This window comes from Paenibacillus salivarius, assembly GCF_051307165.1.
Lineage (GTDB): Bacteria > Bacillota > Bacilli > Paenibacillales > Paenibacillaceae > Fontibacillus.
This window is the reverse complement of record NZ_CP195592.1, coordinates 1171182-1187102: the sequence shown is the minus strand read 5'-3', so window position 1 is coordinate 1187102 and position 15921 is coordinate 1171182. Positions and strand designations below refer to the sequence as shown.

Annotated in this window: 11 protein-coding genes; 4 read left to right on the top strand and 7 right to left on the bottom strand. The window is 47.3% G+C overall.

Translation table 11 applies throughout. The annotated features are described in order from the left end of the window. Positions 1–8 precede the first annotated feature (8 nt). Together ACSFXJ_RS05335 and ACSFXJ_RS05330 are read right to left on the bottom strand one after the other, a co-directional pair. Complete coding sequence (locus ACSFXJ_RS05335; protein ID WP_435924172.1) at positions 9–791, bottom strand: nucleotidyltransferase domain-containing protein; 783 nt, start codon at positions 789–791, stop codon at positions 9–11. 34 nt (positions 792–825) lie between these two features. Further along, positions 826–1941, bottom strand: a complete 1116-nt coding sequence (locus ACSFXJ_RS05330; RefSeq protein ID WP_435924171.1) for an SPFH domain-containing protein — start codon at positions 1939–1941, stop codon at positions 826–828. Between the two features lie 578 nt (positions 1942–2519). Here ACSFXJ_RS05330 and ACSFXJ_RS05325 point away from each other — a divergent pair. The 3 genes from ACSFXJ_RS05325 to ACSFXJ_RS05315 all read left to right on the top strand — a co-directional run bounded on the left by ACSFXJ_RS05325 (position 2520) and on the right by ACSFXJ_RS05315 (position 5884). Then, a complete protein-coding gene (locus ACSFXJ_RS05325; protein WP_435924170.1) occupies positions 2520–3830 on the top strand; it encodes a WYL domain-containing protein in 1311 nt (436 codons plus the stop codon). Then, positions 3817–4644 carry a WYL domain-containing protein gene (locus tag ACSFXJ_RS05320; protein WP_435924169.1) on the top strand — a complete coding sequence of 276 codons (828 nt, stop codon included), beginning with the start codon at positions 3817–3819 and terminating at the stop codon, positions 4642–4644. The genes ACSFXJ_RS05325 and ACSFXJ_RS05320 overlap by 14 nt, the downstream gene beginning before the upstream one ends. A 94-nt stretch (positions 4645–4738) precedes the next feature. Beyond that, the gene (locus tag ACSFXJ_RS05315; protein WP_435924168.1) at positions 4739–5884 is read left to right on the top strand and encodes an SMI1/KNR4 family protein; all 1146 of its coding nucleotides are present in this window, start codon (positions 4739–4741) and stop codon (positions 5882–5884) included. Positions 5885–5965: 81 nt separating this feature from the next. On the opposite strand, the gene ACSFXJ_RS05310 is transcribed toward ACSFXJ_RS05315, so the two are convergent. Beyond that, positions 5966–7135 (bottom strand): DUF4317 domain-containing protein, encoded by a 1170-nt coding sequence (locus tag ACSFXJ_RS05310; RefSeq protein WP_435924167.1) that lies wholly within the window; start codon positions 7133–7135, stop codon positions 5966–5968. 387 nt (positions 7136–7522) lie between these two features. Next, positions 7523–7888, bottom strand: coding sequence for a hypothetical protein (locus ACSFXJ_RS05305; RefSeq protein WP_435924166.1), 366 nt, complete (start codon positions 7886–7888; stop codon positions 7523–7525). 460 nt (positions 7889–8348) lie between these two features. Between ACSFXJ_RS05305 and ACSFXJ_RS05300 the strand changes: the two genes are divergently transcribed. Next, a complete protein-coding gene (locus ACSFXJ_RS05300; RefSeq protein ID WP_435924165.1) occupies positions 8349–8705 on the top strand; it encodes a putative zinc-binding protein in 357 nt (118 codons plus the stop codon). Between the two features lie 234 nt (positions 8706–8939). Here ACSFXJ_RS05300 and ACSFXJ_RS05295 read toward each other — a convergent pair whose 3' ends face one another. The 3 genes from ACSFXJ_RS05295 to ACSFXJ_RS05285 all read right to left on the bottom strand — a co-directional run bounded on the left by ACSFXJ_RS05295 (position 8940) and on the right by ACSFXJ_RS05285 (position 15825). Beyond that, positions 8940–9074, bottom strand: a complete 135-nt coding sequence (locus ACSFXJ_RS05295) for a hypothetical protein (RefSeq protein WP_435924164.1) — start codon at positions 9072–9074, stop codon at positions 8940–8942. A 151-nt stretch (positions 9075–9225) separates the two neighbouring features. Next, complete coding sequence (locus ACSFXJ_RS05290; RefSeq protein WP_435924163.1) at positions 9226–9585, bottom strand: hypothetical protein; 360 nt, start codon at positions 9583–9585, stop codon at positions 9226–9228. A gap of 375 nt (positions 9586–9960) precedes the next feature. Continuing rightward, a complete protein-coding gene (locus ACSFXJ_RS05285; RefSeq protein ID WP_435924162.1) occupies positions 9961–15825 on the bottom strand; it encodes a DUF3320 domain-containing protein in 5865 nt (1954 codons plus the stop codon). Positions 15826–15921: the final 96 nt, after the last annotated feature.

The following is a 15921-nucleotide window of genomic DNA, read 5'->3' as shown; positions in this document are numbered from 1 at the left end:
TCCAACTCCTATCCCCAAACTTCCCTCAGCACGGACCGGAACAAGCCGTCAAGCCGCTGATCCTGATCCCCGCCGGAGGTTTGCAGGCCTGGTGCGACCCGCTCAAAGTACTCTATTTTTCCCTCCAAAAATTCGTTAATCGGATTGATTCTCGGTTCGTAATCCATTTCATCTCCCGCCCTTTTGCGGACAAGCAAACCGTCGATCACGGTTTTAAGCTCGCTGCCGCCCGGCACCACGGCCTCGACCAGCCGCTCAAATTCCACCGGAGGCATCGTGTCGAATTTCTCGATCCACTCGCAAGCCAATATCGGGCGGAGCACATAGAAGTACTTCTTGATCTTTACCTGCTCTCCCTGCAAGTAGTCCCGATAATTCCCCTTCGCCATATTCAAATAGTGATACAAACACGACTTCGGAGAAAAGGTGAGCGGCGAAATGCGGCGAATTTGCTCGGCTGCGGTTCCGTACTCCTTATAAACAATCGGGGACTCAAGCCACTCCAGCAGCGGCGGGTTCGACTTGCGGAACAGGGTAAGGGCTTTTTTCAAATCCCAGCCGTTAATATCCAGCATGTCGCTGATCGGACGCTCGATGACATCCCGTTTCTCAAAAATCGATAAATACCAATCCACCGGCCTGACATACAGAAACCGGACATCATAGTCGCTGTCCCGCGACGGAAAGCCCCACGCCCGGCTGCCGGATTCACAGGCATACAGGATCCGTACGTTTTCTTCATGCTCAATCCGCTCAAGCGCGGTCATGATTTGTTCCCGGTAATCACTCATCAAATTCCCTCCTCGCAAAAGACGAACAACTTCCTCATCGGCTTGCCGTCTTCCTCTCCCCAATCAGCGCACCCAGCCGCTCCAGCAAATCTCCGCCGCCGCTTAAAGAAATGGATCCGACCTTTTCGCATATTTTTTCGAGAAATTCCAGCTCCTTCAACCGGTACAACGTCTGATTCTCGTCCATCAGCTTCGCTGTATTCAGGAGGCTTCGGGTCGAGGCCGTTTCTTCCCGGCGGGTGATCAGGTTCGCCTGTGCCTTCTTCTCCGCAAGCAGGACGGTGTTCAGAATATCCTTCATTTCTCCCGGCAAAATGACATCCTTCACCCCCGCGCCCAGGAACTGCACTCCGTATTCTTCCCCTTTTTCGCGCAGACGGGACAGCACAAACGTGGCAACCTCCTCTTTCCGCTTCAAAAGATCATCCAATTTCAGTGTGCCGACATACTCCCGAAGCAGGAGCTGCAACTGGATATGAATCTGCTCGTCGAATGATTTGATCTCCAAAGCCCGCTGAGGTTTGATGATTTTGTATTGGCAGACGAAGTTCAACCGAAGCGTAACTTTATCCTCCGTCATGATTTCCTGTCCAAGAAGATCCACCTGCTGTTGCCGCAAATCCATCGTTTTGATTACTATCGAAACCGGGCCTCTCCAGAAATAGTATTTTCCCGGATGAAGCTCACGCTGCAATACATGATCATAGAACAAAAATCCGATCTCGTAATTCGCGATTTCGCAGGACTGCACATAAGCTTGGAGCTTCGGCAAAATCGAACGGTCGATCCCGACAGGAAGCTCGGGCTGACGGATGTCCGCATGCAAAAAGGTGTGCTTTTTCAGAATATTCCAAAACGCATAAACCCCAGGCTTCAACAGCTGCAGAAACTGCCCGTCCTCATAATGCAGCACGTATTCATGGTCTTGTACCCGGACGATATCCAGCTCCCTTACGAGGTCTTCATCTTGAAGGAATAGCTGCAATGCTTTGCCCTCGACAACAAAAGGCTCCGCAACATTCAATACCACAACCGTATTTTCCGACCAGGGCATAAAGCGATAGGCCCCCGGATTCAGCTTTTTAACATAGCTTCCTTTATGAAATAGCAGGCCCCGCTCATCTGCTTGAATGATGATTTTTTTCAACATATGTATTACCCCTTTCTTGGTTTGGCCTCAGATACAGAATCCCTCTGCAGTCCAGGCGGAATCGCGTTTTAGCTGGGCGGTCTGCGGAAGACTTATCCGGGAGGTTTGATTTTTCGGGTTAGCTCTGCTTCAGCCGCCCTTCATCCTCATCCATCCGAATAAATTTTCCGCAGTCCCGCACCATCGGTATCCACGGATTGCAAAGCCTTCCTGCAGTGCGCTATTACCAGCCGCCAGGGACCCTGCCCTTTGGTCCTTTGTTCATTTTCGCTCGATGGTAAGTCGAGTTAGCTCTACCAGATTCGCGCCCTATGCGATTGGGGAATCGAACCCCGATTGGAGTTGCTTACCGGTCCGAACGTACAGGATACCGAAACATAACATGCTCGGCACTGCGGGATAAATCGATATCCCCGCCTCGTTACGGCCGTCCGAATAAGAACGGTTCTATCATCGCTCATTTCCACCGGAACGAACATGGCGAAAGTATTACGACCCCTCAACAAGTTTGCCATTTCACCCCAATCCCGCCCCTGTTACAATGGAAAAAGAAGATTTATTTTGAACGGAGGATCCCATTGGCTAAGGAAAGCTTTGATAAGGAAATCCAGTTTCTGCGGTTGCTGGTTCTGACCAGCGGTGCGTTCAGCAGGCAGCAGTTCGCGGAGCGGCTGGGCATTTCCGTCCACACCATAGATAAAACGATCCGGCGGCTCAAGGAGGTCGTCAGCTCCATGCACCAGCACCTGCCTCAGGAGCAGGGCAAAGAGTTTTTCGAAACCCTTCGCTACAGCTATCATGACTCTACCGATCCGCTCCTCTTGTTTCTGTTTCGCGCGAAATCCGTGAAGGAAACGGAAAGCCAAAGAATCTCGCTGCTTTTGGGCGCGATGAAGGGTCAGGCCTTGACTGCTAAGGATCTCTTGGATCTATATTGCAGCAGTCTGCCTTCCGGACTTCCTCTACCTGACGAAAAAACCGTCCGATCGGATCTGAAGTACCTTGAGGAGGTAGGAGTCATTAAGCGGGAGCCTGGGCCTCGTCCCTATAAATACCGCATTCAGGATGATCTGGTGAACTGCTTGTCCTATGAAGAGCTTCTCGATTTGTACGATTTTGTGGATGTGATGGCGAATACGCAGGTTCCATCCGTACAGGGTTATCTGCTGCGCGACGGGCTCAAAAAGCATCTTTTGCGCCTTCAAGCTCCGCAGCAGGCCGTCGAACCTTTTTTATATAAGTATCACTATTACACGCGCATTTTGGATGAAGCCCATCTGTTTACGCTGCTGCACGCCATTCGGCACCGCCGCAAGGTCCGGTTTCTTTATTTTTCGCCGAAGTCCGAAAAGAGCTACGCCTCCAAAAATACCAACCCTTTATATGAACGGGACAAGGAGGGCAAATCCGAAAAAACGCTTCCCCTCAAGCTGGTGTACGACCACCAATACGGCAGATGGTATCTGCTTTCCTATGGACGCGAAGGGATTCGGAAATACCGCATGGAAGGGATTACGCAAATTGAAGAAGATGAATCCGTGGACCAAGCCCGGTTTGAGGAAAAGGAACATGAGCTTGCGGAGAAAATCAAATACAGCTGGCTGATCGATACCGGCCGTCCCGTGCAGGTACGGGCCCGTTTTTTCCATCCGGGAGGTTCGGAACCGAATTTCGTCAAGGAGCGCGTCCTTTTACAGGGGCAGTGGGGACAAATCGTTCAAAAGGATGAAGATTCATTTATCTACGAAATTACCGTGAACGGGACTACCGAAATCAAACCTTGGCTACGTAGTTTCGGTTCCAGCTGCGAAATTCTGGAGCCCCCGCACCTACGCCGGGAAATGATCGCCGAATGGAAGGAGATTCAAGCCTGCTATGAATCCGTTTGAAAAAATATTCAATCACCAGATTATATCCCGGCTGGACGATTCCGGGACCTTTATGGTCACCTCCCACGAACGGACATGGCTGAAAACGATGCTGGAGCATCCGGCGGCGGCCGAGGCTTTTATGCCGGAGACCCTGGATAAGCTTCGTTCGATTCTCGAGCAGGATCCTGTCATGGAAATCTCCCCCCATTTGGTGGAAAAAGCCCGCAGCTTGGAAAAGCAGGTTTACCATCCTCTGCTTAGACCTCTGCACCGGCACATTATGAATCAGACCGGCATTCGTATCACCTGCGAAACGAAGCAGGGACGCATCGGCGGCGACCAATCGGGACTTCCGTACAAGCTGGAATACTCCATGGTCAAAAGAGAATGGTATTTGCTCTGGCTTCACGCCAGGAAACACGCCTTTATGAGCACCCGGCTGAGTAAAATACATACGATCGTGCCGGAACCTATCGATCCGTCTCTCGCCGAACGTCTCCTGAACAAGCTCGGAAACCATCTTGATTCGCGCAAAAATGAAATCGTCGTTGAAATCGTTCCTACTTATAACAAAGAGCTGTCGCGCATCCTGTACGCCTTTTCCAGCTTCGAAAAAAAAGTGGAGTACGATGCGGAAAACGACACCTACCGGGTCGGAGTGACCCTGCTCGGGAATGAAACGGAGTACTTCCTTTCCAAGCTGCGGTTTCTGGGGAAGCGGGTTCGGGTGATCCATGGCGATTATTTAAAAAAACGGATGCTGGAAGCCTCAACGAAGGCATTGGAACGGTATGAGGCACATGATATTTCAGAAAAGGAGGAAGGGTCGTGACGGAAAAATTCCATCTGGAGCGCGTCAGGACAGAAGCTCCGTCGCCTACCCGCCGAGTCTACGATAATACAATTTTATAGGAGAAAATAATCAAATGTTTGAGCATTTTAAAGACTTATTCAGAAAAAACGCGGGAGAACCGCAAACCAGTGAATTCATCCATAAAGTTACCTTACTACTGGATGAGTACGGAAGCTTGTATCAAGGGCCGTACCCTTATGTTCTTAACGAGAAGTTATCGGTCGGCGAGGTGGAACAGTTTGAATCGGCGGCCGGTGCCCGACTCCCGCAGGACTATCGGGATTTTCTGATCCATATTGGAAACGGAGCCGCAAAAAAGCGGCAATTCCCGTTATCCCTGTCGCACGCCAAGGATTGCATGGAATCTTGTTTGCAGGAAGAGACCGGACTCGAATATGTCGGCCTTCCATTTCGCGTGGACACTTGCAACAAGGCTTTCCATGAAGATTACGATGACATCGATGACGATATGGGCGATGACGCGGCAGAAGCGCATTATCATCGGCTCTATAGTGAAGCGCTGCAAGGCACGATTACCCTGCATGATGACGGATGCGGATACTATATCGTCATGGTGGTTTCCGGCGAATCGGCCGGCCAATTATATTACATAGATACCTGTCATGGACAAGGAATACGTAAGGTCAGCGACACTTTTGCGGATTATTATTTAAAATGGCTTGAGCGAAAAATACTGGAGCGACGTGCCGACCTGGAGCGAAATGATAAATTCGACTGTAACATAACCGGAGTTAAGCTTGGCGGCAATGTTCGAGATTTGACGGTATTCAAACCGCAGCCCCCTTTCGAATTTCAATTTGAGTTTTTTTGTCCCGGGGACTTTGCCCGCGAAGGAGAACATACGGATTTGACCCGGGTTCATGACCGATTGACCGTCTCCCTGTATATGAAACATGTTTCTTTTAGTCCGCTAGAGTACAAAAGGTTCGATGGGATCGACAGTATGACTGCCTTAAATCCCGAAATGCCGTCCAACCGTCCTTTGCGGCTTATTGGAGACAGGTCGGAGCACATCGTGATTGGGCGGGTCCGAAGATTATTTAAATATGATACGGGCGAATTGGCATTTCCGCTCTATGTCGAGGGGCTTGAACAAGAGATTCTGATCCAGGGAGTGGACATTCCCGATTTGACCGTAGGGGAGATGCTTCAGATTCAGGGGAGACTGTGCGGCGAAGTGTATGAGATTCGGCGGTAAACTGAAAAAAGGGGCTTTGCTATGAATGATAGCTCGCCCCTTTGCTTACAATATTTTGCCACCGGATAAAACGCTCCCGACCTACAATTCCTCCGTATTAAGCGTAAATCCTTCAATCATGGCATCCTCATCAACCTCGATCATGATGCATCGTTTCCCTTGATAATTGACCTGTCTCACATACTTTAAGTCCTGCGGGCTGACCGATATCGTGGCTACCTTCGTGTTAATTTTAATGGATTTCGAAGTGAATTTCGGAACGACGCTGCTCGCTTTGATTTCATAGTTTCTGTCATCGACGATCGTTTCAAACGCCCGCTCCACCTTTTCCGCAGTGACGTTTTCTACGCCGCTCACCGTCAGTACGCGTTCCACGTCTTTATAATCCAGCTTCGGCGGTTCCTCTTCCCCGTGCTCGTGGGCCTCGATGACCTGATGAATTTCCTCGTACACTTGAGCGATCGTGGAAGCGTCGAGCTGATCCCCCGTCACTTCCTTCACGATTTCCTCGAAAATGGCTCTCTCTTGTAAAGCCGTGACCGTTTTCTCGGCGTTTAACACTTCCTCGATGAAATGCTCGTTCGGTTCATGCGCTCTTCCCGATGAGTAGAGGACGCGATTCACATCGGAATAACCATCCGTCACGCTGGGGTAAAAGAACCCTTGCTCCGGGGAACTCAATTTGATGATCGGATCTACGATGACATTGTATTTGAATTCCCGTTCGACGTAATCGAACAGGAGCGTTTTCTTTTGCTGCTCCGTGGAATTGATGCTGCACAGAATGAACGGATTCGCGAACATCTCGTCGTTTTCGCTCTCCTCGGCTTCCTCACTCCTAGCCTTGGTCGGCTGGTAATATTGCCCGCGGACGAAAGTAATGACCGTATCCCGTTCGAATTTGGTATCCGCCATCATTTTCTCCACCAACACAAGCATCAAATCAAGCCATTCTTCGGGATCCCCGGTCACCAATCCCTGGTGGAGAAGCACCCGTGTCGGATTCTCGGCTTCCTCATGAAGCTTTAGCTCGAACAGCTTTTGATCCAATTCGCCGGTCAGCAGCTTTTTGAAATTGCCCATATGAAGCTCCTGCTTTTCCCTGTCCAAAAGCTCAAACGGCTGACGCTCGTAATGATAGATCTCGTTCGTTTCTTTCATAATATACACATTAAGAATATCGAAAATATGAAGCTTTTCGTGATCCAGCTTAAACTGCTTGCGGATATATGCGACTTCTTTCTTCAACATGATCTATCAAACATCTCCTAAGAAAAAGATTGGCCTTACGGGAATAAACGTTAACAAAGTCCCTTATTCAGAAGGGGCCTCCGTATAATTCAGACTTTTAGCGAGCCGCGAAAGTCTCAGCCTTACAATTATACTAAATTATTTTGCAATTTGGGGCGTTCATCTGCCACTCTATCTTTTCAATGGCTATAGCTTTCATATATAGTCGCTCCAATCGTCAGGACTTAATAGTTTTCCACGCTTTTTGTTCCGCGATCATATTCACATTAAGTCCGGACTTATGATCTAACCGACTTGCTGATGAAGTCAAACCAGTTCGCGAGAAAATGAATACAGGACAGCTGTAAAAGTTGCCCTGTTACTGCGATATCCCAAGGTTATCGTCAATCAAACCGTCCGGATTTTCATATATCGGTCATATAATTGCTCAAACGAATCGTATCGTTCCACTTTTCTTCCCACTTTGTTGTATTCATCCAGATATTCATCCATCGCCTGCAGAAATTTGTCTGTAAACAAATCAAGATGATCGGCGTCAAAATATCGCATAAGATCAAACTTTTTGGTTCCAATCGATGTTGTCATTTCATCAAGGAAATGTTGCGCCCCCATGGCTGCATGAAAGGCGTATGATTTGTCATTCAATTCAACGCTTGCGATCAATTTGTTGCGGCAGTTGCACCACAATTCCTCGTACGTACCGCAAAGGTTTTCAAATGTCGGGGCCGGCTTCGCGCCAAACTCCTGATCCACGCGCTCTTTGTTTATAGGAATTGAAATTCTCCATATACTCCGGTTTTGCACAATATAGAATCTGCAAATCAACCAGATGCGAAACCATGGGACTATCCAGATTGGCTGCGGCCTCTATTCGTGTTTCCCACGGAGTACAATATAAATCGTATCCCACATCGCCCAATATAAAACATAACGACATGCCCCATCCCCGGTCCGTATTATTGATGATGATGAGATCAAGGTCACTTTTTTCATGATCTGTCTGATTCCATTTTACAGACGTACCGCGCTAAGTTATATTTCAAGTTTGATTATAAAAAAGAAGTACCCCGAGCCCCCGGTTCTTCCCAAGCAAGACTGTTAGCTAACAAGTAGCAAGCAGGTTCTTCTAACAAATAGTGACCCGCCTCACAATTCAGCCCGTAATCTCGGATTATACTGACAATTAATTTGTTGAAATGGAGAGGAGTACCCCATGAAAAATAATAATCTGCCGCTTGTCTACTCATGTTCCGGATGTTCCTCGGCTGCACAGACCGCTAACCGGATCGCGATTAAAATGGATCGGGAAAAGATCGCCGAAATGTCCTGCATCGCCGGTGTCGGCGGTGACGTAAAACCGCTTGTCAGAACAGCCAAGTCGGGACGTGACATCATCGCCATTGACGGATGCCCTTTGGCCTGCTGCAAGAGCTGTTTAGCCAGACATAACGTTCAACCTAAGCATCATTTTGATTTATCGAGCTTCGATGTGCCCAAACGTCTTGGGGAAGATCCTGATCCCCAGCATGTCCAGAACGCCTATGATCGGATTCTTGAACACATCATGTAACAACGGATACCATCGTCTTGAAATAATGAAAAAACGCCCGAGGACTCCTGTTCATGACAGGATCCTCGAGCGCTTCGGGGCGCCACGATGCGGCATTTCTATGCGTATTCCTCAATAAACATCTATAGGCTGAAACAATTCATTGAAATCCTTGATGGCGTCAAATTCCATATCCTCGCAGCGGACAAAATATTCATAATGCCCGAACCGGGCCAATGCCTGTTCATCCGGAAGTCATACCCATTCATCGATTTCGGACTGGCAGCGGTGCGCGCGAAATGCCGCCAGTTTGGCCGTTAAATGATCGGTTACGGCGATTTTGACGACATCCTTGATGGAGTAACCGTATCGTTCAGGATCGGCCATCATGCTGCCGAACGAGATATAGTAAAGACTTCCCTTGGCGCCGGAGCGGCGGTATGCCTTCCTTTGTCTCGAGTTTTGGGGTCAGTCCAGCACTTGACACTGAGTGTCTTTTCATTTCTCGAATTTTCTCGTTTCCATGGATATAATAGGGTTGTCATTCACTAAAACTTGGAATTTGTTCATCTTCTTCAAATCGCACTTTATATTCCTTTGGTCGGTTTACAAAGAATGATTCTTCGTTGATGTTATAATGCTCAGTGAGGAGTTCCCAGGCTGATACCTTTTTTAGTTCCTGTATATAGTGTTCTAGCCCTGCCACTGTCCTAAACTCATCAACTGCAATCGCAATAAAATTAAATGGTTCTGCAGGTTTATATAATCCATCATGTTCTTTAATATATTCAAAAATATGAACATATAAGCCATCACTTGTGACAGCATACTTTTCATCAATAACCCAAGCTCTAGTCGGTTCCCCCTCACCGAAATATGGTGTAACATTTATTTCCCTCATCTGCACACAGCCCCTTCTGAAATTTTCGCCTTTCTAGAAGGAACACTGACCCATTAACCGGGATCACCCCGACACTACTCCCCCAACACAAGCTCTGCTGGATCGTTTGGTATCCGTATTCCGCCAGATCAAGCTCGTTTCCCGTGTGATAGAGTCTATAAAACAGCTCCCGCTTCCCGGATAATGCCCCAGCTCTACGCTTCAGGTTTCTCCAGCATCCCTTCAAACAGCCTGTCCGGATGACGTTCAAGCTCAGCCCGCTCCCGTGCGGGGACTTGACTCTATTCGTCTTTCATAGTTAAGTTCTGGAGGGGGGAGGCCCCCTCTTATTACTACATAGATACCTGGGCCTATTGGCTGCCTACATCTAAACCACTAATTCCTTATAACAACCCGCTGATTTTCATCCAAATAAGCATAACCCAACTCAATCGCTTTCCGGATTCCTGATCTGATAGCCTTATCCAAAGCACTTCCCGATCTTGCATATCCAAGTGTTTTTACTACCTGTCTCAATAAATCATCTTGAGGAAGGCTTATCTGGGAAGCCAGGATGGATTTAACGGCAACTGCCACTTCTTCCGGAGGTAAATCTTCTGCCATTCGCCGCTCGGATTCATCTGACGATGCTCTGTAAATTCCATACTCTGACGGATTAATACCTTCAGGCCAATAAAATATAATTCCATCGGATTCCGAATAATTTGGCTTTATTCTAGAAAGCAATTCCCTAAGTCTCTGATCCACCCGCGCTCCAAGTCGTGAAATCCCCCATGCCTGCAATATTCGTTTGGAGAGTAATCCCCTGCTGATCGGACCTTCTTCCTGAATGACCTTTTTTATTTGCTCCAGGATAAGTTCCGAATTCTCGGGTGAATTAAACAAATCAGCACCTAGAGGCACTGCATCCAGAACACAAACTCGGTAAGTCTGTATTTCTTTCGGGATAATAGATACATCAGGTTCAACGAGTACGGTACTTGTTACTTGAGCCTGAAAACGATCAATTACTTCATGTTCTCGTGTCGCTGCAATCTGAGCTTTGGATTCATTCTGAATTTTTTTAATCTCTTTTCCACTCTCGATCGCTTCTAAAATACGGCTAATAACGCCCTCCCTATTCTCCCACCACTCCGGACTCCATACTCTGAGCAGATTCCAACCAAGCTGACCAAGTACTTCTTCTCGTAGAATATTCCTATCCCGCGCAGAATCCGCATTTTGATACATCGGCCCGTCAAGAAGAATGCCTAACACATATTGATCTGAATCAGGAAGAAGTACCCCCAGATCAATACGATAGCCCGAGGCGCCGACAAAAAGGTCGGTTTGAAATCCGTGTTTCTTAAGTTCGAAAGCCAGACTGCGGTGAATATGAGAATCCGTATGCCCTTTTGATGATGCCTCGCCTGCAGGGAGAATCCGTTTTCCCTTTTCAGCGTACTCAAGAAACGCTTTTAATCCAAGAACTCCTCGACTGCTAATTCTGCTTGCATTCAAATGATGAGCATGGAGCGTTGAAAAAATAAGCATTTCATATCTGGCTCTGGATACCGCCACATTCAGTCTTCTCCAGCCTCCTTGACGGTTTAACGGTCCGAAATTGAGACTAACTTTACCTGATGAATCAGGACCATACCCTACCGAGAAAAGAATAACATCCCGCTCATCCCCTTGCACATTTTCCAGGTTTTTGATAAACAATGGTTCTGGCAATTGCATCAAGAGTACCTCTAACTCCGGTTCTTGCTTTAGCTCCTCTTCAAGCAGATCTTCAATCAAAGTCTGTTGAATGGAGCTAAACGTTACAACACCAAGACTTTGCTGGCGTAATAGAGGATCTTGTATACGGCGGATAATTTCGGCGACTACAGCTTTTCCTTCAGCTAAATTCTGTTTTGTACGTCCTCGATCATAAAATCCATCAACAGGACACCACTTCACGCTAGAAACAGGCTCATTCGGGGATGGGAATGTCATTAACTTATTTTCATAGTAATGGGCGTTACTGAAAGCAATCAAACTCTCATGTCGACTTCGATAATGCCAGCTTAAATGCCGCTCAGGCATTCCGATTGCCAAACAATCATCTAAAATACTCTCCATATCCTGCAATACTGGATCCTCTTCTTCAGATTCCTGGCTATTTTTAGAAAAGAAACTCGTAGGCGGCAGTTGCTTCGGATCTCCAACTATAATCGATTGCTTTCCTCTAGCCAGAGCCCCAACCGCTTGTGCGGTAGGTACTTGTGATGCTTCGTCAAAAATAACGATATCAAAATGGTAATGATCAGGATCCAGATACTGAGCTACAGAGATCGGGCTCATCAGCATACAAGGCACAAGCCGAGGAAGTAAATTCGGAATCTGCTCCAACAATTTGCGAATAGATATATTTCTACCTCCGCTCCGGATTGCACGTTGAAGGATTCCTGCTTCCGAGCTTTGCGATGCTTCATGTGTCATGTGGGGAACTCTCGAAGAAAGCCGCGCAACAACTTCTTGTCGGGTTAACTTCATGTATTGCTCATCGGCTTCTTTGAAGCGAATAAGCGTTTCCTCAAACACACTACCAGAAAAGGACTTCAATTGCTCGTTACGGGCAATGATGAAATTGGCCATTTTTTTATAAAGTCCTCGCTCATATGCATTCCTCAATTGTTCGTTGGATATCTGTCCTTCCTCATATGGCGTGATGAGTGGAAGGAGCCCAAGCTCTTCCGCTTGCAGGCGAACCCGCTGCCATATACTCCAATCCCTCAATTGATCGAGATGTGAGGTCCATTTTCGTGCCTTTTCCAGCAACAAATCATGCCAATTCTCGATTTTGTGCTGGATTGCTATTCGTTCAAAATCCAACAGCAGCAATTGACCGAGTTCATTCTCCAGCTTTTGTACTTGCTCGTGACTACAAAGCAATTCTCTTAAAAAATGCATTTGGGCTGTATCCTGCCGGAAGCTTACAAGCAATTCAGCAATATGTTGTCTGGCTTGGATGGTCTCAGACGTATTGGCAAACCAGGCGGTTAATAAGTTTTGCAAAACATTCAGCCAATCACAGGCATCCGATATTTCATCCCACTTGCCATCAACATCCCACATCAATGAAGGACCAAGGTAAGGCGTGGCTTTATCCTTGGCTGCACTTAGCCTTTGCTCCTCCTCCTGCAGTTCAATGATGTCCTTCAAGTATGTTCTAACATCGGATTTCAATATCACTTGACCAGAGACCACTGACTTTTTCAGCAAATTAATAATACGGTTTTGACCAGTCCATTTCGGAAGGAACCATGTAAGCTCCAAGTTATCCCATGTTGAAAGCATCATTTTGGCGTCGAACCGAATGACTTCGTGAGTGAAGATATTATACACCTTAGCTCGGGCTTGATCCCGGCGTCTGCCTTGTTCTGCTGCTGCCCTGAGCTTTTCGATTGATTCAGCCATACCGTTTTCCTGCAAAAGAGCAGGTTTGAGATCAGGAACATCGTTCATCTGCTCACACAATTTAGCCAATATTTCCACTTTGTCATGAGTTAGCGGAACAGATCCAAGCATAAATCGTTGGACTGCTTCACCCATCACTTTCTGGCGTTTTTCAAGCTCTGAAGTATAGCTCTCTAGCAGAATACCTGCCTGTACTTTCAAATCCGGAGAATAAGATAAAAGCTTGGCATCCATCCAAGGATGATCATGCGGATTTCTGCAATTGGCTCCGGCAGCTATCAATTCAGCGACCGAGTCATCCCATTGGACCAAGGTATTAGGATCCAGTTTTTCGATCGCCGCATCGTCAAAATGAACAACATCCGGCGTATCCCCCGTTTGTTCGTACCTCGATATCACCTCAAACAAAGTAAAACCAAAGGCATGTTTGTGATGCAGGGCTTCTACATAATCGTTTAATGTTGCTCGCAGTTGATACAGCCGGTCCGCCTGCCTTTGCCACGATTCAGCTGGCTGCAGCCGCTGTACATCAATCGCTGCGCTTAATTGGTCCAGAACAGCTCGTTTGGTGCTTTTATTCGAATGAAGCTCCAGACAGAACGGACCTAAACCAACTTGTTCCAGTCTTCGCTGCACAACGGAGAGCGCCGCCATCTTTTCCGCAACGAATAGCACTCTCTTCCCGTTTGCAAGCGCAGCGGATATCATATTCGTAATCGTCTGAGATTTGCCAGTCCCCGGGGGACCGTGCAAAACAAAACTCTGCCCGTTGACAGCGGCACGAATCGCCGACATTTGCGAAGAATCAGCACTAATCGGAATGGCCCAATTTGCCGGGTGCTCAACATCAAGCGGTTTCTCTTTTGCCTCCACAGGTTCCTGCCATTGCAACTGACCTTGAATAAGGCTGGATACCACCTGATTTTCAGCCAATTTATCCGCTCTATTACGGATGTCATTCCACATCACAAATTGACCGAAAGAAAACAAGCCCAGATAGGCAGTTTCCTCCACATCCCACCGGGAAACCTGGATCAATGCATGTCGGAACGTATTAAAAACTTGCTTCAGAGCAACGCCCTTCTCATCTCTCGGAGGCGGATCCAGACCCTCGATTCCAATCCCGAAGTCTTGCCTAAGCATTTCCAGTAACGTTATGTTGATCTGCGGCTCTTCGTCCCTTGCCCGAATGACATACCCCTGGCGGGAGGATTTGCGCAAAATATCTACGGGAACTAGCACAATCGGCGCATATCGTGGAAGCTCGCTCACGGGTGACTCATACCATTTCAAGAGTCCCAAAGCAAGAAATAGAGTATTTGCTCCATTCTCTTCCAGCGCAGTTCGAGCTGATCGATAAATATGAACTACCCTTCTCTCCAGGTCCAGTCCGTTCAAGTCAGCTCTCAGACGCTTGCGGATAAATTCATCTTGCAGTAGCTTTGCGAGAGGATGGTTGGAATTTACGCGTTGATATAAACCTGCATTTCGTTCGTTACCCTCCCAATCGCCAGGTCTTGCCAAAATCTGAAATTCATCTCCATCAGCGAGTGCATCTTCCAAATCGCTCAGTTGAGCGGAAATAAGCGGAATGCTAGATCTTGTTAAACGAAAATTAAGGAGCGAATTGCGAAGGGACAAATCAAGAAGTTTACGTTCCCAATGTTTTTGTCGTGTTGCCGGCGTCAGCATTTCAACTTCCAATGGCTTTTCCAACACTTCAAGAAGTTCCGGAGCTGCGCTGCTTTTTAACTGCGGCTGGTGATGTTCTTCAATAATCCATCCGATCGTTCCCTTCGTACGCAGCGGAAGCGGTCGAATCGCGGCGGATCGTGCACGCTTGATATCGATCAAACAATCAAATAAATCTGGATTGCTTAGATGCGCCTCAGCCAATGCAGTAGCTTGATCAAAGCTAACAATCTCCCCCTTTACAAACGCTGTAGATTCTATAACGCATAACTCGTTAATTCCTGGGGCGAGCCTCTTGGTCAACACTGAAATATCATCCTGTACCGTTTCCGAGAAAGTCTCTTCCACAAGCCAAACTCCGGCAAAAGCATGTCCTTCCGTAAATACAATCAATGGATGCAGTCCCGCTGCTTCCAAGCAAGCAGCATACAACAAGGTAAGATCAAGACAGTTGCCCATACCATGCATGAAAATCATCTCCGGAAGACGGACGCGCTGTCCGATCAGCTCAAAGCTAGGCGGAGCAACGCAATAGGAAATTCCCCGGCTTTGCAAAGCAGAATAAATCGCGGCGGCCTGTATACGAACCCGGTTCGGATCCTTACTCTGATAAGCTGTAAACGAGGGACTACCTGACCATTTCTCAAGTATGGCTCCCGCCTCCCGCAACACCTCTGACACATGTGAATGGTTCGGTGTCACAAATGCAGCCGTCATTTCAGGCAAAATAGCGAGCCCGCCCCATTCATCGAAAGAGAGTACCGAAATAGAGGCTCGCTCCTGAAATATTTGCGTTTCATTCTGCAATACGGTCAATGTTAACGATCCAGTTAAGCGTTCCGACAATTCTCCCAGGAATGAAGACGACATATGTAAATCTACTGAACTAATAATAATAGATTGATTTGCGGGAATGATGTCATATTCCTTTTTCCAATCATAAGCAAATTGCGGCTCCGAAGTTAGCTTAACAGTTATGCCAGCAATATCTTCATCTGTCGTGTTGGTCAATATGATGCTTTTAATGATAGGGACGTGGTTCTGCTGCATGGCGTAATTCACTGTTTCACTGTATAACCACTCGCAGAATATGTTGCTCTCCAACCATATAACCTCCAATCAAATTATTTTATTAAGTTCTTTGGACCTATAATAAATACGATTAGTTCTATAATAGCACTGGACTGTGGATATATCTGC